Origin of the sequence: Bradyrhizobium yuanmingense, from assembly GCF_029167105.1 — a bacterium.
Taxonomy (GTDB): Bacteria; Pseudomonadota; Alphaproteobacteria; order Rhizobiales; family Xanthobacteraceae; genus Bradyrhizobium; species Bradyrhizobium yuanmingense_A.
Genome location: NZ_JARFML010000016.1, coordinates 1 through 22,980, shown reverse-complemented (window position 1 = coordinate 22,980; position 22,980 = coordinate 1). Strand labels below are relative to the sequence as shown.

Here is a 22,980-nt window from a genome sequence, read left to right as displayed (position 1 = left end):
AATTTGCCCGTTTGGCGCCCGATTCCGTTATTATATCGAGCTAGCTCCGATCCCCCATTGCGCGTGCCCGAGATCGCATGTCGAAGAAGTCCCTGTTCAAGGCGCTGACCGAGACCGGCCCGTTGATCGCGCTGGGGACGGCGCTTGCGATCCTGGTGTCGGTGGCTGCACCCGCTTCGGCGCAGTTCTTCAACTTCCCCGGCTTCGGCGGTCCGCCGCAGCGTTCGGCCCCACCACCGCCACCACGGGGCGGCGGCGGAGGTGGCGGATGGTTCGGCGGCGACTTCTTCGCACCATTCCAGCCGCCGCCGCAGGCGCCGCGCCAGGATTTTTCGCGTGCGCCGGCACCGGCCAAGCGCGACACCATTCCTGAGAAGAACGTGCTGGTGATCGGCGATGCCATGGCCGACTGGCTCGCCTATGGCCTCGAAGACGCCTACGCCGAGCAGCCCGACATGGGCGTGATCCGCAAGCACAAGACCACGTCCGGCCTGATCAGGTATCAGCCCAAGGGCGAGCCCGCGGACTGGGCCGCGGCGGCCAAGGGCATTCTCGAGACCGAAAAGCCCGACGTGATCGTCGTCATGCTCGGCCTCAACGACCGCGTCGCGATCCGCGAGCCGGCCGCCGACAAACCCGACAAGCCGGCCGCGGAAAAGGACAAGGACAAGAAGAACGACAAGGGTGCGCGCGCCAAGCCGCCGGCCAAGCCGGGCGATGCCAAACCCGGCGAGAGCAAGCCCGGCGACAGCGCCGCCAAGCCGGACGACAAGCCTGCCGACGCCGATCTGCCGCAGGACGACGCCGACAATGCCGACACACCGGCGGCCGCGCCGGAAAAGACCGCGCGCAATCCGAACGGCCTCTACGAATTCCGTGACGAGCGCTGGGTCGAGCTCTACGGCAAGAAGATCGAGGAGCTTGCGGCCGTCCTCAAAACCAAGGGCGTGCCGGTGCTCTGGGTCGGCCTGCCCGCAGTCCGGGGACCGAAGGGCACCGCGGACACGCTGTTCCTGGACTCGCTGTACCGTGAGGGCGCGGCCAAGGCCGGCATCACCTATGTCGACGTGTGGGACGGCTTCGTCGACGAAGCCGGCCGCTTCCTGCAGAAGGGCCCGGACTTCGAAGGCCAGATCCGCCAGCTGCGCAGCTCCGACGGCATCTATTTCACCAAGGCCGGCGCGCGCAAGCTCGCGCATTATGTCGAGCGCGAGATCACGCGCCTGCTTGCCGGACGCTCCGGCCCGATCGCGCTGCCGAGCGAGCCCGCGACGCCCGACACCAGCGCCGAGCCGGGCAAGCCCGCGCCGCGGCCGCTGGCCGGGCCGATCGTGCCGCTCGTTGCAGCCTCGATCTCGGCCGATCAATTGCTGGGCGGACCGGGCACCCGTCCCGCCGCCGTCGATGCGCTCGCCGCCAAGACAATGGTGAAGGGTGAGCCGCTGGCAGCCCCGGCCGGGCGCGCCGACGATTATGCCTGGCCGCGCCGGGAAGTCGGCCGCGAGCAGGCCAAGGGCGACACGCCGATGGCGGCAACGACGCCGGACGGCGGGGCGGCTCAAGGCGCACCGGGCGCGGCCGCCGCGATCGCGCCGCCAAGGCTCGCGCCGAAGAAGCCGCAGCTCCCGCCACAACTGCCGGCCCAGGCAACGCCCTCGTTCCGTGATTTCTTCGGCTTCGGCTCGCCGCAGCCCCCGCCGGCCCCGCGCCAGCTGGCGCCGGCGCCGGGACCGCGCAATCCGAATCCCAATCCTGGGATCCCGCGTCCGCCGGCTAACGTCGGCCGCTCCGCCGAGATGTTCCGCTAATCTTTCGTTGTCATTCCCGGGCGCGCGTAGCGCGAACCGGGAATCCATCGCGCATCAACAACGCTGATGAATGGATTCCGGGCTCGCGCCAAGAGGCGCGCCCCGGAATGACCTAGGACGTGGCTCAGCTGTAATAGCGCCAGCGTGACGGCGGGCGGCGGGCGGGACGCGACATCAGCAGCGCCAGCGCGAAGCCGATGCCGCCGGCAACCAGCAGCGCGCCGAGCGGATTGTCCTGCACCTTCTGCGCAATGGCCTTCGAGCCGTCGCGGAAAGTCTCACCACTGTTCTCGTAGGCATCCTTGGCATAGCCCGCGGCGGTGTCCGTGGCGTCGCGCACGGCATCCTTGGCCTGGCCGTAGAGATTCTGCACCGTGCCCGCGGCTTCCCGCGCCTTGCCCGACGCCTGCGTCTTGGCATCGCCTGCCATGTCTCCGATCGCGCCTTCCGCGCGTCCGGCATATTCCTTCGCCGATCCAACAATCCGATCCGTGTCCATGATGATCCTCCTCGGTGGTCAGCCGAAGTAACCGATCAGACGCAGCGCGGTTCCTCAGGTTCTCCTATAGAATCAGGCCGCCATCGACGACCAGCGTCTGGCCGATGATGTAGGACGACAGCGGCGAGGCCAGGAACAGCGCCGCGCCCGCCATGTCGGCCGGCGTGCCCAATCGCCGCAGCGGGATGCGGGCGAGCGCGCTTTCGAGCCGCTTCGGGTTGTCAGTCGTCACCTTCGTCATCTTGGTGTCAACGAGCCCTGGCGCGATGCCGTTGACGCGGATGCCGTCCTCGGCCCAGGCTTCGCCCAGCGTGCGCGTCAATCCGACCGCACCGGTCTTCGAGGCATTGTAGGCGGGATTGCCCATGGTGGAATGATAGGCCGCGGTCGAGGACACGATGATCAGCGCGCCCTTCGCGTCCCGCAACATGGAATGAAAGCGCGTCGCGCAGGCCATCAGGCTCATCAGATTGACCTCGACGACCTTGCGGAAACCCGCCATCTCGAATTCGCCGCGGCGGTAGATCACCGCGCCCTGCGCGAGCACCAGGATGTCGAGACGGTCGAACGACGGCCTGAATGCTTCGATGGCATTGGGATTGCCGACATCGAGCTGCGCGTAAGCGAGACCTTCGAGATCGGAGCCTTCGTCGGCTGAATATTCCGTTGCGCGAGCACGCGTGCCGCAGACGGCAACAGCCGCGCCCTTGGCGCGAAAGGCCTGTGCGATGCCGTTGCCGATGCCGCTGGAACCGCCGACCACCAGCACCTGCTTGCCTGAGAAATCGAGCTCGTTTGCCATTGTCGGCCTCCCCTTTTGTTTTCTGCTTGTTTGACCTGTCTGCGGATCGATGCCAGCCTTGTCAATCACAACAAGAACCAGCTCGACGCGAGGAAGCAGCATGTCCGACGTCAAGGAGCTCAGCCGGTCCGTGAAGGGCCTCACCGTGCTCGTCACCGGCGCGGCCAGCGGCATGGGGCGCGCCACCGCGCGCGTGTTCGGAAACGAAGGTGCGAACGTCGCCGTCACGGATTTCGACGAGCAAGGCGCGCAGGACGTCGCCAGGGAGATTGCGGCAAGCGGAGGCGCGGCAAGGGCGTGGAGGCTCGACGTCGCCGACGGCGGCGAGATCAAGCGCGTGGTCGGCGATGTCGCCGCGCATTTCGGCGGCCTCGACATCGTGGTCAACAATGCCGGCATCTCGTTGCGCGTCGCGATCGACGATGAGGCCTACGAGGACGCCTGGGCGAAGGGCATCGCCGTGATGCTGACGGCGCACCCTCGCATCATCCGCGCCGCGCTGCCCTACTTGCGCAAGTCGAAGAGCCCGCGCATCGTCAACATCGCCTCGACCGAGGCGCTCGGCGCCACCGCGTTGCACAGCCCCTATTCGGCCGCGAAGGGTGGCGTTGCGAGCCTCACGCGCTCGCTGGCCGTGGAGCTCGGCCGCGAGGGCATCACCGTCAACTGCATCTGCCCCGGACCGATCCGCACAAAAATCACCGACCGCATTCCCGAGGAGCACAAGACCATCTACGCCAAGCGCCGCACCGCACTCGGCCGTTACGGCGACCCTGAAGAGGTCGCGCATATGACGCTGAGCCTATGCCTGCCGGCGGCGTCCTTCCTCACCGGCGCGGTGATCCCGGTCGATGGCGGGCTGATGGCGCGGAACGCGTGAGAGCCATGCGCGCGGCGCGTTGACATCGCCGGATGCGGGAGTCATTTTTTCAACAAACAGAGCGGGGAAACCGCTCGTCAATGCGGGAGGAACGCCATGACCATCGCCATCCGGCAGCTTCAGAAACATTTCGTCGGCGAGGTGTCCGGCCTCGACTTGCGCAATCCGCTCACGCCGGATCAGGCGCGCGAGATCGAGGCCGCCATGGACAAATACGCGGTGCTCGTCTTCCACGATCAGGACATCACCGACGAGCAGCAGATGGCCTTCGCGCTGAACTTCGGCCAGCGCGAGGACGCGCGCGGCGGCACGGTAACGAAGGAAAAGGATTACCGGCTGCAATCAGGCCTGAACGATGTGTCCAATCTCGGCAAGGACGGCAAGCCGCTGGCGAAGGACAGCCGCGCGCATCTGTTCAATCTTGGCAATTGCCTGTGGCATTCCGACAGCTCGTTCCGTCCCATCCCGGCAAAATTCTCGCTGCTGTCGGCGCGGGTGGTGAACCCGAAGGGTGGCAATACCGAGTTCGCCGACATGCGCGCGGCCTATGACGCGCTCGACGATGAGACCAAGGCGGAGATAGAGGATCTCGTCTGCGAGCACTCGTTGATGTATTCGCGGGGATCGCTCGGCTTCACCGAATACACCGACGAAGAGAAGGAGATGTTCAAGCCGGTGCTGCAACGGCTGGTGCGCACGCATCCCGTGCATCGCCGCAAGTCGCTGTATCTGTCATCGCATGCCGGCAAGGTCGTCGGCATGAGCATGCCCGAGGGGCGGCTGCTGCTGCGCGATCTGACCGAGCACGCCACGCAGCCTGAGTTTGTCTACGTGCACAAATGGAAGCTGCATGACCTCGTGATGTGGGACAACCGCCAGACCATGCACCGCGTCCGCCGCTACGACCAGTCCCAGCCCCGCGACATGCGCCGCGCGACGGTGGCGGGAACGGAGCCGACGGTGCAGCAGCAGGCGGCGGAGTAGACGCCAGTCCACCGCCGTCGTCCCGAGCAAGAGGGACGATACGGAAGCAGGTACGACGATATTGAGGGCGACAGCGTCTCGACAAATTCCGTCATTGCGAGCGAAGCGAAGCAATCCAGAGCGTCTCCGCGGAGGGATTCTGGATTGCTTCGTCGCTTCGCTCCTCGCAATGACGGCGTGAGCGTCATGCTACGCTCGCTAGCAGCTACGCGTGCCCGGCCTCGTTCGAGAGCATGCCGGGGTCGATGCCGATCTTCTGCAAGGCGCGATTGTACTTGTCGTCGACGTCGTCGCCGAAAATCAGATCCGCATCCGCGTCGCAATGCAGCCAGCCGTTGCTCTGGATCTCCGTCTCGAGCTGGCCCGGCGCCCAGCCGGCATAGCCGAGCGCGAGGATGGCGTGCTTGGGGCCGGAGCCATTGGCGATGGCGCGCAGAATGTCGACCGTCGCGGTCAGGCAGACGCCGTCATCGATCCGCAGCGTGGCGTTCTCGATGTAGAAGTCGCTGGAATGCAGCACGAAGCCGCGCCCGGTGTCGACCGGCCCGCCCCGCAGCACCTTCATACTTTCGGCATTCTCCGGCAGCTTGATGTGCTCGCCCTTCTTGATGATGCCGAGCTGCTGCAAGAGCTCGGGGAAATCGATGCTGCCGGCGGGGTGGTTCACGATGATGCCCATCGCCCCCTCCGCCGAATGGGCGCAAAGATAGATCACCGAGCGCTCGAAGCGGGAATCGCCCATCACGGGCATTGCGATCAGGAGCCGGCCGTCGAGATAGCCGCCGGAACTGGGCAGCGCGGCGCCCGAGCTGCCGGTGCTTTCGCCCGTCCTCTTGCCTGTGGGAGCCATCGCTCGAGCACTCCGGTTTCGATTCCTATCCTGATGTCGGGCCGGGCGGCTGTCAAATCAAGGCTTGCGGCGAGTTGATTCGAGTGCATCCATCACAAGCAATTCAATGGTTTGGCCCTGGGTGACCCTGTAAAGACGTGAAATGTCCAGCATTGTTCCCCTGCGTGCGGCGATTGGCGTCGCGACCACCCTGTTCGCGTCGTCGTTGGCCATCGCGGCCCGTGCCGATGACGCATCGCCTTGGCAGCGCGATGGACATTCCGCGGTGCGGCTCCTGGCGGGATCGCGCAGCGGCGCGGTGCTGCTCGGCGGTATCGCCTTCCAGCTGCAGCCCGGCTGGAAGACCTACTGGCGGTCGCCCGGCGATTCCGGCGTTCCACCCCGGTTCGATTTCTCCAAGTCCGACAATGTCGAGGCGGTGACGGTGATGTGGCCGGCGCCGCTGAAGTTCGACGACGGCGCGGGCGGCCAGTCGATCGGCTATCGCGACCAGGTCGTGCTGCCCCTGCGCATCGTCGCGAAGGCTGCGGACAAGCCAGTGACCTTGAGGGCCGAGATCAACTACGCGGTGTGCGAGAAGCTCTGCATTCCCGTAGAGGCCAGCGCCGAGCTCGGCTTCAACAGCGTCGCCTCGACCGAGGACGCGAACTTGCGTGCCGCGCTCGACACCGTGCCGAAGCCCGCCAATATCGGCGACCCCAATCCGCTCACCATTCGCGACGTCAAGCGGGACGGGCCCAAGAACGTAGTGGTCGATGTGGTGGCGCCGGACAGCCGCACCGTCAATCTGTTCGTGGAAGGCCCGACGCCCGATTGGGCGCTGCCGATTCCGGCGCCGGTGCAGCACAGCCCGCCCGGGGTCGTGCGCTTCTCGTTCGAGCTCGACGGATTGCCGCCGGGCGCCAAGCCCGAGGGCGCCGCGCTGAAGTTCACGCTGGTCGGGCCGGAGAAGGCGTACGAGTTCAACACGAATTTGGAGTGAGGCGCGGTTAGCGCGAGTGAGCTGCACTGCCGGCGCCCACATTCAGCTGTCGTCCCGGGGCGCGCGAAGCGCGAGCCCGGGACCCATAACCACAGGAATGGTTTGGCGAAGACTCGGAGTTGCCAGCTCATGCAACAACTTCTCTCGGGGGTTATGGGTCCCCGCCTTCGCGGGGACGACCCCGAGGATGGAGCGCCTACCCAACCGAATCTTAACGAATGGTTGCTAATCCCTCGCCTGCCGCTGCAGGTCGCTGGGGATTGTTCGAATTGGCCGTGATGGATGCACCACCCGCAACGACCGGACCGGCCGGGCTGGTCGCGCGGCTGCGCGCCAAGCTCGCGGGCGGATCGAGCGAGGCGTCGCTGACCCGGCGACTCGCCGGCACCATCTTCGTCATCCGCGTCATCAGCGCCGGCCTCGCTTATGTGTCGCAGGTGCTGCTGGCGCGCTGGATGGGCACGTCCGATTACGGCATCTACGTCTATGTCTGGACCTGGGTGCTGCTGCTCGGCAGCATGATGGATTTCGGCATCTCGGCCTCCGCCCAAAAAATCATTCCGGAGTACCGCGCCAACGGCGCGCACGCGCTGCTGCGCGGCTTCCTCGCCGGCAGCCGCTGGCTGACCTTTGCCGTGTCCACGCTGGTCTCGCTCGGCCTTGCCGGCATCGTCAAATTGCTGTCGCCCTGGATCGATCCGGCCGAGGTGCTGCCGCTCTATATCGGCTGCATGACGCTGCCCGCTTTCGTGGTCGCCAACACCCAGGACGGCATCGCGCGCTCGCACGACTGGATGCAGCTCGGCCTGATGCCGCAATTCATCATCCGCCAGGCGTTGATCATCGGCATCACGGCGCTCGCCTTCCTGCTCGGCTATCACCTCGGCGCGGTCGCCGCGATGGTGGCGAGCCTTTGCGCGGTATGGATCGCAATGGCCGGGCAGATGGTGGTGCTGAACCGCAAGCTCGCCGATCACATCACACCCGGACCGAAGGCCTATGACGTCAGGGGCTGGCTCGCCGTCTCGCTGCCGATCCTGCTGGTCGAGAGCTTCTACCTGCTCTTGTCCTACACCGACGTGCTGGTGCTGCAGCAATTCCGTCCCTCGGACGAGGTCGGCGTCTATTTCGCCGTGGTGAAGACGCTGGCGCTGGTCTCGTTCATCCATTACGCGATGTCGGCGACGACGGCACACCGCTTCGCCGAATACAATGCCAGCGGCGACAAGGCGCGCCTGTCGGCCTATGTCGCGCATGCCATCACCTGGACGTTCTGGCCGTCGCTGGCCGCAACCATCGTGCTGCTCGCGCTCGGCAAGCCGCTGCTCTGGCTGTTCGGACCACAATTCGTGATCGGCTACGACATCATGTTCGTGGCCGCGATCGGCCTCGTCGTGCGCGCCGCGATCGGTCCGGTGGAGCGCCTGCTCAACATGCTCGGCCAGCAGAAGATCTGCGCGCTCGCCTACGCGCTGGCCTTCGTGATGAACCTCGTGCTCTGCATCGCGCTGGTGCCGCGCTACGGCGGCCATGGCGCGGCGGCTGCAACCTCGATCTCGCTCACCTTCGAGACGGTGCTGCTGTTCTGGATCGTGCGGCAGCGGCTGGGGCTGCACGTGCTGGCGTTCGGCAAATAGGCGACGATCGAAAATGCCGCCCCACTTCCATCGCCCGGCTCGACCGGGCGATCCAGTATCCCAGAGACGGCTGTGATTGAGCCGAGACGCCGCGGCGTACTGGATGCCCCGGTCAAGCCGGGGCATGACGCAGCGTGAATTACTCCGCGGTCCAGCCGCCGTCGATCGAGAGATTGGTGCCGGTGATCTGGGCGGCGTCGTCGCTGCACAGGAACAGGGCGAGCGCGGCAACCTGCTCGGAGGTGACGAACTCCTTGGTCGGCTGCGCATCGAGCAGCACGTCGTTGATGACCTGCTCGCGCGTCAGATTGCGCGCCTTCATCGTGTCGGGGATCTGCTTCTCGACCAGCGGGGTCCAGACGTAGCCGGGGCTGATGCAGTTGCAGGTGATCTTGTGGGTCGCGACTTCCAGCGCCACGGTCTTGGTGAGGCCGGCGATGCCGTGCTTGGCCGAGACGTAGGCCGACTTGAATGGCGAGGCCACCAGCGAGTGCGCCGACGCCGTGTTGATGATGCGGCCCCAGCCTTTCTTCTTCATGCCGGGCACCGCGGCGCGGATGGCGTGGAAGGCCGAGGACAGATTGATCGCGATGATCTGGTCCCACTTCTCCGGCGGGAATTCCTCGATCGGCGAGACGAACTGGATGCCGGCATTGTTGACGAGGACGTCGACCGAGCCGAACGTCTTCTCGCCGAGCGCGATCATGCCGGCGATCTCGGCGGGCTTGGTCATGTCGGCGGGCGAGTAGATCGCCTTGACGCCGAAATCGGATTCGATCTTGGCGCGCTCCTTCTCGATGTCCTCCGGCGAGCCGAAACCATTGATGACGACGTTGGCACCGGCGCCGGCGAAGGCGCGTGCGTAAGCGAGCCCGATGCCGCTGGTCGATCCGGTCACGACGGCGTTCTTGCCTGACAGAGTACCCATTCTATTCGCTCCTTTTTGCCGGGGGCGCGGTGACGTCCCCCGTGAGATCGTAGGTCACCATGGTCTCGCCGGACTGCGGCCGCTCCAGCCAGTCCTTGTGGCGCATCGAGAGGTGCACATCACGCACGCCGGCCTCCCAATGCTCGACCATGGCAATGTGCGAGAAATCGTAATCCTTGGACGAGGATTCGTAGTTCTTGCTGCGATAGATCAGATGCACCACCGTGACGGTGCTTTCGCGCGACACTTTCGCCAGGAATTCGACGGAAGGATCGTTCTTGAGATAGTCCGGCAATTTGCCGATCAGATCGCGCACGGCCCTGCGGGCGTTGTGCAGCTGCTTGTTCTTGTCGGTGTTCATCCGCGTGCGGCTGGAATAGCGGATGTCCTTCTCGCGCTCGGCCGCCTCCAGCAGCGAGTTCGGCAGGTCGCCCCGCGCGGAAAACAAATCGACCTGGAAGATCAGCATGTCGCGTTCGACCTCGGCATCGAGCACGTAGTCGAGCGGGGTGTTGGAGGCAATGCCACCGTCCCAATAATGCTCGCCGTCGATGACGACGGAGGGAAAGCCCGGCGGCAGCGCACCGGAGGCCATGATGTGCTCGGGGCCGATCTTCTTGCCGAGCTTCTTGAACGCGTAATTGTCGAAATATCTGAAATTGCCCGAGGTGACGCCGACTGCGCCAACCGACAGGCGTGTCTTCAGGTCGTTGATGCGGTCGAAATCGACGAGACGCTCCAGCGTCTTCTTCAGCGGCGAGGTATCGTAATAGCTTTCGGCCTCGGGATGCCCCGGCGGCCACAGCGGCGCCGGCGGAATGCGTGGCGTGAAGAAGCCGGGCACGCCGAACGTCGCAATCAGCGCGGCGCTGGTGGAATTGAACAGCTCGCGGCTGTGATCGCTCTTGCCAACCGGTTTCCACGGCACCGGAGCCGACACCATTTCCCAGAATTCCTTGAGCCGCTCGACGCGGGTGTGCCCCTCGTTGCCGGCGATGATGGCGGCATTGACCGCGCCGATCGAGATGCCGGCGACCCATTCCGGATCGAAGCCGTAGCCGCATAGCGCCTGGAAGGCGCCAGCTTGGTACGAGCCGAGCGCGCCGCCGCCCTGGAGGACCAGGACGCGCTGCGCATTCACCGGGAGTGTTGCGATTTGCGGACTATGATCGGTCATGCGGGAACAATAGCAAAGGGCGAGCCACCGTGGCGACACTCCGCCGCGACGTCAATGCATTCCCGGGATCAAGTCTGGCTTATCGAGGCTCCGTGGAGGCCAGGATCATGGTCCAGAACACCTTGTATTTGGTGCCTGGAGCATAGCTCGCCGCGATGCCCAATTTTGTGACACCGCTCTTGAGCATGTTCGCGCGGTGCGGAGGCGAGTCGCGCCAGCCGGAAAACGCTTCCGCCAGCGTATGATAGCCGGCCGAGATGTTCTCGACCGCCACGGTGGCCGGATAACCGCCAGAGGCCAGACGCTTGGCCAGCGGCGCGCGGACGTCGTGGTCCATCTTGTTGGCCGCCGCCATCGCGCCGGACTGGGATTCGGCGAGCCGAGTCAGATCCGGGTCGACCACGACCGTACCGAGCCCATTGTTCTGGCGGTATTGCGAGATCATGATCGCAGCTGCCTGGACGTCGAGCTTGGAGCCCGGGACCGCCATGTCGGCATACATCGACGGCTGCTGGACCGGAGCTTCGTTGCCGGCACAGCCGGCGAGCAGCAACATGATGAGAATTGCGGCCGCAGCGCGCATGAATCGGGGCCCCCAAATGAGGGGCTGTTGTTGCATACCAACAATGGCTGAAAGGTGAATTTTGAAGAGAATTTGAGCCGTCATTCCGCGGCGGAATGACGGCGGGGCTTAGCCCGCGAAAATCCGGTAGCGACGCGGATTGAGGCCGATCGTGTCGCCGGCGCGCAGTTCCTTGTCCCGGGGGGCGTCGATTTCGATGGTCTCGCCGCCGGACAGGGCTACTTCCGCCCGCTGCACCGGACCGAAATTGCGGACGTGCTGGACCGCGCCCTCGAAGGCGCCGCTGCCGGGCGGGCCAACCAGCATGTCATGTCGCCGCACGAACAGCTTCGACGCGCCAGGCGCAAGCCCATCGGCCGCCAGATCGAGCTGCCGGTCGCCGAGCCGGATCGCACCATCGCCGATCTGGATCGGCAGCACGATGGATTCGCCGATGAAGCCGTGCACGAACGCCGTCGCCGGATTGTCGTAGACATCGTCGGGCGAGCCGATCTGCTCGATCCGTCCCTTATCCATCACCACGACGCGGTTGGCGACTTCCAGCGCTTCCTCCTGGTCGTGCGTGACGAAGATCGAGGTGACATGGATCTCGTGATGCAGCGAGCGCAGCCATTTGCGCAGCTCCTTGCGCACCTTGGCGTCGAGCGCGCCGAAGGGTTCATCGAGCAGCAGAATGCGCGGCTCGATCGCAAGCGCACGGGCGAGCGCGATGCGCTGACGCTGGCCGCCGGAGAGCTGGCTCGGATAGCGGTCGGCGAGCCAGTCGAGCTGCACCAGATCGAGCAGCTCCTTGACGCGCGAGCGGATCGCAGCCTCATCCTTTCGGACCGCGCGCGGCTGCACGCGGAGGCCAAAGGCAACGTTCTCGAACACCGTCATGTGGCGGAACAGCGCATAGTGCTGGAACACGAAGCCGACGTGGCGCTCGCGGGCTCCTTGCGCCAGCGCGTCCTCACCGTTGAAGGAGACTTCGCCCGAGTCCGGCCAGTCGAGGCCGGCGATGATCCGCAGCAAGGTAGTCTTGCCGGAGCCGGACGGGCCGAGCAGCGCCAGCAGCTCACCGTCATTGACCTTGAGATCGACGCCGTCGAGGGCTGCAAAACTGCCGAATTTCTTGACGAGATTCTTGACTTCAATGGTCACTGGCGTCTTGTCCTTCGTCGAGCTGACGTTCGAGAACGGTTTTTGCGATCAGCGTGATCAGCGCCAGCATTGCGAGCAGCGAGGCAATCGCGAAAGCGGCGACGAACTGGTATTCGTTGTAGAGGATCTCGACCAAGAGCGGCATGGTGTTGGTCTCGCCGCGGATGTGGCCGGAGACGACGGAGACCGCACCGAACTCGCCCATCGCGCGCGCGTTGCAGAGCAGGACGCCGTAGAGCACGCCCCATTTGATGTTGGGCAGGGTGACGCGGAAGAAGGTCTGCAGGCCGGAGGCGCCGAGCGAGATCGCGGCCTCCTCCTCCTGTGTGCCCTGCTCCTGCATCAGGGGGATCAGCGCGCGCGCCACGAAGGGGAAGGTTACGAAGGTGGTGGCGAGCGCGATGCCGGGGACCGCGAACAGGATCTGGATGTCGTGCTCGCGCAGCCAGCTGCCGAAATAGCCTTGCGCGCCGAACAATAGCACGAAGACGAGGCCCGAGATCACCGGGCTGACCGAGAACGGCAGGTCGATCAGCGTGATCAGAAAGGTCTTGCCCGGAAACTCGAATTTTGCAATCGCCCAGGCGGCGACGAGGCCGAACACCAGATTGAGCCCGACCGAGATCGCCGCGACGATCAACGTCAGCTTGATCGCCGCCATCGCCTCCGGCTCGGCGAGCGCGGCGAAATAGGCGAGGATGCCGCGCGAAAATGCCTGCGCGAACACGACGACCAGCGGCAGCACGACGAAGACGGTGAGAAACAGCAACGCCAGCGTGATGATGATGATGCGGACGGCGCGCGGCTCGGTGCGCAAATTGTTCCGCGCCGCCGCCGCGTGCGCGCGTGCCTTCGAGTCGGAGGCCGAGAGCGACACGGAATCTGCGATCTGCATCGTCATGGTCCGCCCTCAGCGCGCCGGAATCCGGCTCTGCGCCCAGCGCTGGAGCCGATTGACCGCGAAGATGATGACGAAGGAGACGACCAGCATGACCACCGCAATCGCGGTTGCATCGGCGTAACGGAATTCGGACAGGCGTATCACGATCAAGAGCGGCGCGATCTCGGAGACGTTGGGCAGATTGCCGGCGATGAAGATCACCGAGCCATATTCACCGACCGCGCGGGCGAAGGCGAGCGCGAGGCCCGTGAGCAGCGCCGGCGCGAGCGAGGGCAGGATCACGCGGACGATGGTCTGCCAGCGGCTGGCCCCCAGGCTGCCCGCGGCCTCCTCGATTTCAGGGTCGAGATCCTGCAGCACCGGCTGCACGGTGCGGACAACGAAGGGAATGCCGATGAAGATCATGGCGACGAAGATGCCGACCGGCGTGAACGCCACCTTGAGGCCGAGCGCGGCAAGCGGCGCCCCCAGCCAGCCCTTCTCGGCGAACAGCGCCGTCAGCGCGACGCCGGCCACCGCCGTCGGCAGCGCAAACGGCACGTCGACGATGGCATCGAAGATGCGGCGACCGGGGAAGCGATACCGCACCAGCGCCCAGACGATGATGCTGCCCATCACCAGATTGACGCAGGCCGCCGCAAAGGCGAGGCCGAACGAGACGCGGAGCGCGTTCAGGGTGCGGCGGCTGGAGAGGATGTTCCAGAACTGCTCGGGGCTGAGCTCGAGCGATCTCAGGAAGAGGCCGGCGAGTGGAATCAGGATGATCACGGACAGCCAGGAAAGCGTCAGTCCCATGGTGAGACCGAAGCCCGGCAATGTCCGGCGTCGTGCTGCGAGTGCGCTCACCAGGCCCCCTGCTAAAGCCCCCTACGACAGCGCCCGATCAGTTCTTGTAAATCTGATCGAAAACGCCGCCGTCTGCAAAATGTTCCTTCTGTGCCTTGGTCCAGCCGCCGAAGACGTCGTCGATCGTGAACAACTCGACCTTGGCAAAGGAGTTTTCATACTTTTTGGCGGTCTCGGCATCGCGCGGACGGTAGAAATTGCGCGCGGCGATCTCCTGCCCTTCCTTGGTGTACCAGTATTGAAGGTAGGCGTCAGCCGCATTGCGGGTGCGCTTTTTGTCGGCAACCTTGTCCACGATCGCGACCGGCGGCTCGGCGAGGATCGACTGCGGCGGTGCCACGATCTCGAACTTGTTCGCACCGAACTCCTTCAGGGCGAGGAACGCCTCGTTCTCCCAGGCGAGCAGCACGTCGCCGACGCCGCGCTCGACAAAGGTCACAGTGGCGCCCCGCGCGCCGGTATCGAGCACCGGCACCTGCTGGAAGAGTTTCCCGACGAAGTCCTTGGCCTTGTCGGTCGAGCCGTACTTCTTCTGCGCAAAGCCCCAGGCGGCCAGATAATTCCAGCGCGCGCCGCCCGACGTCTTCGGGTTCGGCGTAATGACGGCAACGCCCGGCTTGATCAGATCGTCCCAGTCCTTGATGCCCTTGGGATTGCCCTTGCGCACCAGGAAAACGATGGTCGAGGTATAGGGTGATGAATTCTGCGGCAGCCGCTTCTGCCAATCCGCCGCGGTAAGGCCCTTGTTCGCGATGGCGTCGATGTCATAGGCGAGCGCAAGCGTCACCACATCGGCCTGCAGGCCGTCGATCACCGCGCGTGCCTGGGAGCCGCTGCCGCCGTGCGACTGCTTGATCTCGACGCTCTTGCCGGTTTCCTTCTGGTAGGCGCTCGCGAACGCCTTGTTGAACTCGACGTAGAGCTCGCGCGTCGGATCGTACGACACATTCAGCAAATTGATGTCGGCGGCCAGAGCCGAGCCTGCCCAGAACCCCATCGCGAGCAATCCTGCGGCGAGCGGAACGATACGGCGCATCATGTCCATCTCCATTCACGTCGACGACATCGGCGTCGTCGACGGCAGGCATAACTCGTGGCGAAACGCTCTTGTGTCAACGGAACCCGATTTTCTTGTTCGCAGCGCGGCAGCGTGGCTGTGCTACGAAGTCTTCATCGTATGGATGCCGCATTCTGTCTTGGCCCGGCCGCGCCATCGGCCGGCGCGTGCATCCTCGCCTCCAGTCGTTCTGCTGGTGCAAGGCATACACCCAACCGACAGGAATCCTGACACAACCAGAGGGTGCCGCGGCAATTTGGCGCGGATGAAGATCGCCTCGATCTCCTCGCGCGAGACGTTGGCGAAGGGATTGAACTTCAGCCGCGCGCCGTCGTCCTCGACGACCGGAATGTCGGCGCGCGCATTGCCCTGAAAGCGCTTGCGGCCGTTGAGCCAGGCGTCGAACGGCTTCAGCGCACGCGCCAGCGGCTCGACCTTGCGGATGCGGCAGCAGGCGTCGGGATCGGAGAACCAGAGGTCGCGGTCGGGATCTTCGCGCAACAGCGTCTCCTCGGCCGGCTTGATCGAGCGAACGTCCTTCAGGCCCAGCGTCGCAATCAGCGTATCGCGATAGGCCAGCGTCTCCTCGAACAACCAGCCGGTGTCCAGGAAGATCACGGGGATCGCGGGATCGACGTCCGCCATGACCTTCAACAGCGTCGCCGATTCCGTGCCGAAGGACGACACCAGCGCGAGCTTGTCGCGCCCCACCGTCCTCAGCGCCGCGGCAATGACCTCCGCGGGCGAGGCATCGCGCAAGGCGCGATCGAACTCGGCCACCGAAGGTAGCGCAGACACGGGCGAAACCTGAGGCGCGATCGCGTTCACGTGCCGACCCCTTCGGAGTGGCGCAATTGCATGCGCCGGTGCAGCGCGGTGATGCGGCCATCGCCGGTCGGCTGGTAGAATACCGAATAGCGCTTCGCGGTCTGCATGAAGGCCTCGGCGTCGGCCTGCTTCTTGACCTCGAAGGCATCGAAGCCGGCACGCAGCATGAACACGAACTGATCGCGCAGCACCTGACCGGTCGCGCGCAATTCGCCGCGATAATTGTAACGTTCGCGCAGCAGCCGCGCCTGGCTGTAGGCGCGTCCGTCACGGAACGTCGGGAACACCAGCGCGACGGCGGCGATCTGGCCGAGATGTGGCACGAGCTCGGCGATGTCGCGATTGTTGGGCCAGATCACCCCGACCTTTCCGGCGCGCTTGAGCAGGCCCTCGGCCTCGCCGAGGAAGCGCTCGGCGGGCACCAGGATGTCGCCGCCCGCAGGGACCGGGGTGTCGACGGCGAGCTTGACGAAGCGGTCGTCCGTGATCTTTCCGCCATTAACGAGTGGCATAGACGCGCTCCTTGAAGGGTTCGACGCCGAGGCGCTTCACCGTGTCCATGAACAGCTCTTCGGGCCGCTCGCGCAGCGCCAGATAGGCTTCCACGATATCCTCGACCACGTCGGCGACCTCGTCGAACTTGACGCCGGGGCCGATCAGGGTGCCGAGCGCGGCGTTCTCGTCGGCACGGCCGCCGATGGTGATCTGGTAGACCTCCTCGCCGTTCTTCTCGACGCCGAGAATGCCGATATGGCCGACATGGTGATGGCCGCAGGCATTGATGCAGCCGGAGATGTTGATGTGCAGACGGCCGATCAGGTTGGCGAGCTCGTGATTGGCGAAGCGCCGCGTCAGCTCCTGCGCGATCGGGATCGAGCGCGCATTCGCCAGCGAGCAATAATCGAGCCCGGGGCAAGCGATGATGTCGGTGATCAGGTTGACGTTGGGCGTCGCCAGCCCGAGCTTGTCGAGCGCCTTCCACAGCGCCGGCAAATCGCGCTTGGCGACGTGCGGCAGCGCCAGGTTCTGCTCGTGACCGACGCGGATCTCGCCGAAGGAATATTTGTCGGCAAGATCTGCCAGCGCGTCCATCTGCTCGGCGGTGGCATCGCCCGGAGGCCCGCCGGTTGGCTTCAGCGAGATCGTGACGATGGAGTAACCCTGCACCTTGTGCGGGGCCACCGAGTTCTTGCGCCATGCCTCGAAATCAGGGTCGGCCGCGGCCTGGCGCAGCTCGTCCGGCATGTGCGGCAGCTTCTCGTAGGCCGGGTAGGTGAAGCGCGAGCGGATGTCCTCGATCACCTCCTCGTCGATCTGGAGCGAGGAGTTGCGAATGTGCTGCCACTCGTCCTCGACCTCGCGCGAGAACTTTTCGATGCCGAGCTCGTGCACCAGGATCTTGATACGCGCCTTGTAGATGTTGTCGCGGCGGCCGTACTGATTGTAGACGCGTAAGATCGCCTCGATGTAGCTGAGGATGTCGCGGCCGTGCACGAAGTGCTTGATGGTCTTGGCGATGAACGGCGTGCGGCCGAGACCGCCGCCGACCAGCACCTCGAAGCCGGTCTCGCCCTTCTCGTTCTTGATCAAGCGCAGGCCGATGTCGTGGATCTTGATCGCGGCGCGGTCGTGGTCCGAGGCGGTGATCGCGATCTTGAACTTGCGCGGCAGGAACGAGAATTCCGGATGCAGCGTGGTGTGCTGGCGGATCAGCTCCGACCAGATGCGGGGGTCCTCGATCTCGCCCGGCGCGACGCCGGCCCACTGATCCGAGGTGACGTTGCGCATGTTGTTGCCGGAGGTCTGCATCGCGTGGATGCCGACCTTGGCGAGGTCTTCGAGTGCATCCGGCAGTTCGGCGAGCTTGATCCAGTTGAACTGGATGTTCTGCCGCGTGGTGAAGTGGCCGTAGCCGCGATCGTATTTGCGCGCGACATGGGCGAGCGCCCGCATCTGGTTCGTCGCCAGCGTGCCATAGGGAATCGCGACGCGGAACATGTAGGCGTGCAATTGCAGATAGACGCCGTTCTGCAAACGCAGGATCTTGAACTCGTCCTCGGTGAGCTCGCCGGACAGGCGCCGCTTCACCTGGTCGCGGAACTCCGAGACGCGCTCGTTGACGAGCGTGCGGTCGATTTCGTCGTAAGCGTACATATGTGCGTGCCTTAAACCTGGGCCGGCTGTCCGATGGTGACGCCGGTGCGGCGAATCTGCTCGCGCAGATTGCCGGGCAGGACCTTGCCATCGTCGCCGATCTGCACCGGCGCGATATAGGGGCCGATGGCGCCGACGTCATCGGCCACGGCTTCCGCAAGCAACGCCCTGGCCTCGTCGGAGTTGCGCACGATCGCGGCTTCCGACAGCTCGGCGGACCAGCTCTTGGCGGCGGTGCGGTAGACCACGATGCCGTCCCAGGTGCGGTTGGCGGTCACGACCGAGGGGCCGGCGATACGGATCTTCTTTTGTTCGAGCGGAGAGGTCATTCGGCTGCATCCAATAGGTCAGAGATGATTTGTTTGGGTGTCTTGCGGCGAAGCGAGCCGGCATGCCGGACCACGTCGCCGATGATGAGGATGGCGGGACCGCCATGGATCCGCCGCACCAGTTCCGGCAGATCGCGCAGCGTGCCGATCGCGCCTTGCGCATCCGGCCGCGTGACGCGGGCGAACACGCCAACCGGCGTCTCCGGCGAGCGACCGGCCGCGAACAGGCCGGCGCGCACGGCGGGCGCTGCGGTCATGCCCATGTAGACCACGACCGTCATTCTGGCGTCGGTCAGCGTCGACCAATCCACGTTCTCGGCATCGCGCGCTTTGTGTGCGGTGAGGAAGGTGATGCGGGTCGCTTCGTGACGGTAAGTGAGCGGCACCTCGAAATCGGCGGCGGCGCCGAGCCCTGCGGTAATGCCGGGAATGATCGAATAGGCGACGCCGGCAGCGCGCAGCGCTTCCACCTCTTCGCCGCCGCGGCCGAACACGAAGGGATCGCCGCCCTTCAGCCGCACGACGCGCTGGCCGGATTGCGCGGCCTCGATCATACGTCTGTTGATGGCGTCTTGGCCGATGCCGGGCTTGCCGACGCGGCGGCCGACCGCAACGCGCGTGGTGTCGCGGCGAATGCGGTCGAGAATCTCGGGCGAGACCAGCTCGTCATGGAAGACGATGTCGGCGTCCTGCAGCGCGCGCAGCGCCTTGATGGTGAGCAGATCGGGATCGCCGGGGCCGGCGCCGACCAGTGCGACGGAGCCTTCCGGCTTGTCGGCGCGCGCGAATGCGGAAGGGTCGGCAATCGCCTCGAGCGATGCATCGGCCTCGCTGTTGCGGCCGGCGAGCACGGCGGCGCCGATCGGACCGTCGATGACGCGCTCCCAGAAGCGGCGGCGCAGCGGAAACTCGGCGATGCGCTCGTTGATCGACTTGCGGAAGGTGCCAATGAACTCGGCGAGCTCGCCGATGCGCGCCGGCAGCAACGCCTCGATCTTCTCGCGCACACGCCGCGCCACCACCGGGGATGTGCCGCCCGTGCCGACCGCGACCACGACATCGCCGCGATCGACGATGGCCGGAAAGATGAAGCTGGAATGCTCGAGATCGTCCATGACGTTGACGGGCAGGCCAGCCGCCTTGGCGCGAGCCGACATGGCCACACCGACATCGCCTGCGCCCGCGCAGACGACGGCGATGACGCCCGAAAGATCCGCCGTGAGCGGATCGCCCGCCGCGATCTCGATGCGCGCCAAGTCTTCGGAGCCGAGGCCAAGGTCATGATTGCCGTCGATCGCATGCACGCGCAGGCGCGCGCCGGCAGCGGCGAGCACGCGCAGCTTGGCGCGCAAAAGCTCGCCCGCGCCGATCAGGACCACCGGGCCGGCCTTGAGATCGAGAAACACCGGCAAGAACCGCATGTGATACTCGCTTCCCCACAAACGGGGTTGACTGGAATTATTTTCTATATATGTCTCGTTTCGAGCGCGCAAAGAGAAAATTTTTTCTTCTCTTCTGCACCGCAACTATAGAATTTTCGCCTCCAAACGCAAAGTGGCAGAGATGCATCTTCTCAAGGACGATTCCGCTGCTGATCGACTGAGCAATCCGGCGCTGGCTGAGCGCGTGCGCGCGCAAGAATTTTCTGCCGAACTTGCCCCGAGCATGGACCATCTCGACCAGCTCGAAGCGCAGAGCATCTACATCTTCCGTGAGGCCTTTGCCCGGCTGAAGAAGATCGCCCTGTTGTGGTCGCTCGGCAAGGACTCCAACGTCATGATCTGGCTGGCGCGGAAAGCCTTCTTCGGCAAGATGCCGTTCCCGGCCCTTCACGTCGATACCGGCAAGAAGTTTCCGGAGATGTATCGCTTCCGCGATCATTACGGCAAGGAATGGGATCTCGATCTGCGCGTCGAGCCCTGCCCGCCGATCGATGCCGTCGACCCAACGCTGCCGCCGGCCGCCCGTTCCGCCGCGCGCAAGACCGAGGGCCTCAAGATGGCGCTCGCAAAATATGGCTTCGACGGCCTGATCGCCGGCATCCGCCGCGACGAGGAAGCAACGCGCGCCAAGGAGCGCGTGTTCTCCCCGCGCGGCCTGGAGGGCAATTGGGACGTGCGCGACCAGCCGCCGGAATTCTGGGATCATTTCAACGCCTCGCCGCCGCAAGGCGCGCATTTGCGCATCCATCCCATCCTGCATTGGACCGAGGCCGACATCTGGGCCTACACCAAGCGCGAGAACATCCCGATCATTCCGCTGTACCTCGCCAAGGACGGCAAGCGTTATCGCTCGCTGGGTGACCAGGACATCACCAATCCGGTTGCCTCAAACGCTGCGAGCATCGACGAGATCCTGATCGAGCTCGAGCAGACCAAGGTGCCGGAGCGCTCGGGCCGCGCGCTCGACCACGAGACCGAGGACGCCTTCGAGCGCCTTCGCGTCGCCGGCTATCTCTGATCAAGGACGCGGCCATGAACATGATCGTCACGTCAGCCTCGCCCGGCACGCCGAACGGCACCACGCGTCCCCAGGTCCGCATCGTCATTGTCGGCCATGTCGACCACGGCAAGTCGACGCTGGTCGGTCGCCTCCTGCATGAGACCGGCAGCCTGCCCGAGGGCAAGCTCGAAATGCTGAAAGCCGTCAGCGCGCGGCGCGGCATGCCGTTCGAATGGTCGTTCCTGCTCGACGCGCTGCAGACCGAGCGCGACCAGGGCATCACCATCGACACCACCCAGATCCGCTTCCGTACCAATTCGCGCGATATCGTGCTGATCGATGCGCCCGGCCACGCCGAATTCCTGCGCAACATGATCACGGGCGCTTCGCAGGCCGACGGTGCGGTGCTGATCATCGACGCGCTGGAGGGCGTGCGCGACCAGACCAGGCGGCACGGTTATCTCCTGCACCTGCTCGGCGTGAAGCAGGTCGCAATCGTCGTCAACAAGATGGACCGCGTCGATTTCTCCGCCGCGCGCTTCAAGGACATCAGCGACGAGATTTCCGCGCATCTGAACGGCCTCGGCGTGACACCCACGGCTGTGATCCCGATTTCCGCGCGTGACGGCGACGGCGTTGCGATGCGCACCGACCGCATCTCTTGGTACAAGGGACCGACCGTGGTCGAGGCGCTTGATCGCCTCGAGCCGGCGCGTCCGCTGGAAGCGCTGGCGCTGCGGCTGCCGGTGCAGGCGATCTACAAGTTCGACGACCGCCGCATCGTCGCCGGCCGCATCGAATCCGGCAGCCTGATTGCAGGCGACGAGATCGTGATCATGCCCGCGGGCAAGATCGCCAAGATCAAGACGGTCGAGAGCTGGCCGATGACGCCGGTCGCGGGACGGCAGGGCGCGGGCCGCTCGCTCGGCATCACGCTCGACCGCGAATTGTTCATCGAGCGCGGCGACATCATCGCGCATGCGGGCACTGCCCCGCGCGAGACGCGGCGCCTGCGCGCGCGCATTTTCTGGCTGCACGACAAGCCACTCACGAAAGGCGATCAGCTTTTGGTGCGGTCGGGGCCGAAGGAAAGCCGCGCAACCGTCGTCGCCATCGAGAAGGCGGTCGATCCCGGCGAGCTCTCGAGCAGCGAGAACAAGGCGATCGGCCGCAACCATGTCGGCGAGATCGACATCTCCCTGTCCAATCCGATCGCGACCGATCCCTACACCGAAAATCCGCGCACCGGCCGTCTCGTGATCGAGGTGTCCGGGCGCATCGCCGGCGGTGGCCTGGTGCTGTCGGTCGATGCCGGTCAGCGTGCCGTGCCTGTCGACATCGTGCCGGTGGAATCGGCGCTGCGGCCCGACGAGCGCTCGGCCCGCTACCGCCACAACGGCGCCGTGGTCTGGCTCACCGGCCTGCCGGCTTCCGGCAAGTCGACGCTGGCGCGGGCGCTGGAGCGGCGCCTCTTCACCAATGGCGGCTCGCCGATCCTGCTCGATGGCGACACGCTGCGCGCCGGGCTCAACAGCGATCTCGGCTTCTCCGCCACTGATCGCAGCGAGAACATCCGCCGCCTCGCCGAGGTCGCGACGCATCTCGCCCGCAACGGCCACATCGCCATCGTCGCGGCAGTCTCGCCCGCGCGCGAAGATCGCGCCGCCGCGCGTCGCATCGCCGACACCGCGTTTCGCGAAATCCATATCGCGACGCCGGCCGAGGTGTGCGAGGAGCGCGATCCCAAGGGCCATTACAAGAAAGCCCGCGCCGGCGCGCTCGCCTCGTTCACTGGCATTGGCAACGACTACGAGAAGCCTGAGGCCGCCGAGCTCGTGATCGATACGTCGAAGCGGACGGTTGCGGAAGCCGCCGACGAGATCGAGCAGATGCTGAAGGCGACCGGCGTGCTGTTCGACGAGCTCGTGGACCTCGCCGCGAATATTTGAGGCCGCCTAGACGATCGATTCCAAGAAGCCTGCGCTGGAACTGATTGAGTGTTGGCGGATTCCTCGGTTGCGGTTGGCGCAACGAGGAGCGGTTTCATGGCAGGATGGCGGCAAGCGGTCGAATTGGCGATGACCGACGATGAGATTGAAGCGCTGGCGGCTCTTTCGCGGTCGAGAACCGAACCATCGAGCCGGGTCTCG

General features: G+C 65.3%; 22 protein-coding genes. 7 read left to right on the top strand and 15 right to left on the bottom strand.

What is annotated here, in order from left to right:
- The first annotated feature begins 77 nt into the window (after nucleotides 1-77).
- Complete coding sequence (locus P0R31_RS21475; RefSeq protein WP_275516124.1) at nucleotides 78-1,808, top strand: SGNH/GDSL hydrolase family protein; 1,731 nt, start codon at nucleotides 78-80, stop codon at nucleotides 1,806-1,808.
- A gap of 124 nt (nucleotides 1,809-1,932) precedes the next feature.
- Here the strand turns inward: P0R31_RS21475 and P0R31_RS21470 are convergent, their stop codons facing one another.
- Nucleotides 1,933-2,307, bottom strand: a complete 375-nt coding sequence (locus tag P0R31_RS21470; protein ID WP_275516122.1) for a CsbD family protein — start codon at nucleotides 2,305-2,307, stop codon at nucleotides 1,933-1,935.
- 64 nt (nucleotides 2,308-2,371) lie between these two features.
- Entirely contained in the window at nucleotides 2,372-3,109 is a 738-nt protein-coding gene (locus tag P0R31_RS21465) for an SDR family NAD(P)-dependent oxidoreductase (RefSeq protein ID WP_275516121.1), read from the bottom strand.
- Nucleotides 3,110-3,209: 100 nt separating this feature from the next.
- Here P0R31_RS21465 and P0R31_RS21460 point away from each other — a divergent pair, with 100 nt between their 5' ends.
- Both P0R31_RS21460 and P0R31_RS21455 read left to right on the top strand, forming a co-directional pair.
- Nucleotides 3,210-3,989 carry an SDR family NAD(P)-dependent oxidoreductase gene (locus tag P0R31_RS21460; RefSeq protein ID WP_275516118.1) on the top strand — a complete coding sequence of 260 codons (780 nt, stop codon included), beginning with the start codon at nucleotides 3,210-3,212 and terminating at the stop codon, nucleotides 3,987-3,989.
- A gap of 96 nt (nucleotides 3,990-4,085) precedes the next feature.
- Nucleotides 4,086-4,973, top strand: a complete 888-nt coding sequence (locus P0R31_RS21455; protein WP_275516116.1) for a TauD/TfdA dioxygenase family protein — start codon at nucleotides 4,086-4,088, stop codon at nucleotides 4,971-4,973.
- 205 nt (nucleotides 4,974-5,178) lie between these two features.
- Here P0R31_RS21455 and P0R31_RS21450 read toward each other — a convergent pair whose 3' ends face one another.
- Entirely contained in the window at nucleotides 5,179-5,823 is a 645-nt protein-coding gene (locus P0R31_RS21450; protein WP_275516115.1) for a YqgE/AlgH family protein, read from the bottom strand.
- Nucleotides 5,824-5,965: 142 nt separating this feature from the next.
- On the opposite strand from P0R31_RS21450, the gene P0R31_RS21445 reads away from it, so the two are divergent.
- Nucleotides 5,966-6,805 (top strand): protein-disulfide reductase DsbD domain-containing protein, encoded by an 840-nt coding sequence (locus P0R31_RS21445; RefSeq protein ID WP_275516113.1) that lies wholly within the window; start codon nucleotides 5,966-5,968, stop codon nucleotides 6,803-6,805.
- Nucleotides 6,806-7,074: 269 nt separating this feature from the next.
- Nucleotides 7,075-8,442 (top strand): flippase, encoded by a 1,368-nt coding sequence (locus P0R31_RS21440; RefSeq protein WP_430516854.1) that lies wholly within the window; start codon nucleotides 7,075-7,077, stop codon nucleotides 8,440-8,442.
- A gap of 139 nt (nucleotides 8,443-8,581) precedes the next feature.
- On the opposite strand, the gene P0R31_RS21435 is transcribed toward P0R31_RS21440, so the two are convergent.
- The 12 genes from P0R31_RS21435 to cysG form a co-directional block, all read right to left on the bottom strand.
- The gene (locus P0R31_RS21435) at nucleotides 8,582-9,370 is read right to left on the bottom strand and encodes a 3-hydroxybutyrate dehydrogenase (RefSeq protein ID WP_275516111.1); all 789 of its coding nucleotides are present in this window, start codon (nucleotides 9,368-9,370) and stop codon (nucleotides 8,582-8,584) included.
- Between the two features lies 1 nt (nucleotide 9,371).
- On the bottom strand, nucleotides 9,372-10,547 hold the full coding sequence (locus P0R31_RS21430; RefSeq protein WP_275516110.1) for a patatin-like phospholipase family protein: 1,176 nt from the start codon (nucleotides 10,545-10,547) through the stop codon (nucleotides 9,372-9,374).
- A 79-nt stretch (nucleotides 10,548-10,626) separates the two neighbouring features.
- Nucleotides 10,627-11,130 (bottom strand): CAP domain-containing protein, encoded by a 504-nt coding sequence (locus P0R31_RS21425; protein WP_035998228.1) that lies wholly within the window; start codon nucleotides 11,128-11,130, stop codon nucleotides 10,627-10,629.
- Nucleotides 11,131-11,238: 108 nt separating this feature from the next.
- On the bottom strand, nucleotides 11,239-12,273 hold the full coding sequence (locus P0R31_RS21420) for a sulfate/molybdate ABC transporter ATP-binding protein (protein WP_035998225.1): 1,035 nt from the start codon (nucleotides 12,271-12,273) through the stop codon (nucleotides 11,239-11,241).
- Nucleotides 12,263-13,174 carry a sulfate ABC transporter permease subunit CysW gene (cysW, locus tag P0R31_RS21415; protein ID WP_275516109.1) on the bottom strand — a complete coding sequence of 304 codons (912 nt, stop codon included), beginning with the start codon at nucleotides 13,172-13,174 and terminating at the stop codon, nucleotides 12,263-12,265. The genes P0R31_RS21420 and cysW overlap by 11 nt, the downstream gene beginning before the upstream one ends.
- Nucleotides 13,175-13,183: 9 nt before the next feature.
- Nucleotides 13,184-14,020, bottom strand: coding sequence for a sulfate ABC transporter permease subunit CysT (gene cysT, locus P0R31_RS21410; protein WP_197948075.1), 837 nt, complete (start codon nucleotides 14,018-14,020; stop codon nucleotides 13,184-13,186).
- Nucleotides 14,021-14,057: 37 nt separating this feature from the next.
- Complete coding sequence (locus P0R31_RS21405) at nucleotides 14,058-15,065, bottom strand: sulfate ABC transporter substrate-binding protein (protein WP_430516852.1); 1,008 nt, start codon at nucleotides 15,063-15,065, stop codon at nucleotides 14,058-14,060.
- A gap of 114 nt (nucleotides 15,066-15,179) precedes the next feature.
- Entirely contained in the window at nucleotides 15,180-15,905 is a 726-nt protein-coding gene (locus tag P0R31_RS21400) for a phosphoadenylyl-sulfate reductase (protein ID WP_275516104.1), read from the bottom strand.
- Nucleotides 15,902-16,417 carry a DUF934 domain-containing protein gene (locus P0R31_RS21395; RefSeq protein WP_275516102.1) on the bottom strand — a complete coding sequence of 172 codons (516 nt, stop codon included), beginning with the start codon at nucleotides 16,415-16,417 and terminating at the stop codon, nucleotides 15,902-15,904. Before P0R31_RS21395 ends, P0R31_RS21400 begins: the two co-directional genes overlap by 4 nt.
- Entirely contained in the window at nucleotides 16,404-18,059 is a 1,656-nt protein-coding gene (locus P0R31_RS21390) for a nitrite/sulfite reductase (protein ID WP_109142442.1), read from the bottom strand. Before P0R31_RS21390 ends, P0R31_RS21395 begins: the two co-directional genes overlap by 14 nt.
- Nucleotides 18,060-18,070: 11 nt before the next feature.
- A complete protein-coding gene (locus P0R31_RS21385) occupies nucleotides 18,071-18,388 on the bottom strand; it encodes a DUF2849 domain-containing protein (protein ID WP_275516099.1) in 318 nt (105 codons plus the stop codon).
- Complete coding sequence (gene cysG, locus P0R31_RS21380) at nucleotides 18,385-19,809, bottom strand: siroheme synthase CysG (protein WP_275516097.1); 1,425 nt, start codon at nucleotides 19,807-19,809, stop codon at nucleotides 18,385-18,387. The genes P0R31_RS21385 and cysG overlap by 4 nt, the downstream gene beginning before the upstream one ends.
- A 244-nt stretch (nucleotides 19,810-20,053) precedes the next feature.
- Here cysG and cysD point away from each other — a divergent pair, with 244 nt between their 5' ends.
- Entirely contained in the window at nucleotides 20,054-20,848 is a 795-nt protein-coding gene (gene cysD, locus P0R31_RS21375) for a sulfate adenylyltransferase subunit CysD (protein ID WP_128264420.1), read from the top strand.
- Nucleotides 20,849-20,862: 14 nt separating this feature from the next.
- Nucleotides 20,863-22,779, top strand: a complete 1,917-nt coding sequence (cysC, locus tag P0R31_RS21370; protein ID WP_275516096.1) for an adenylyl-sulfate kinase — start codon at nucleotides 20,863-20,865, stop codon at nucleotides 22,777-22,779.
- Nucleotides 22,780-22,980: the final 201 nt, after the last annotated feature.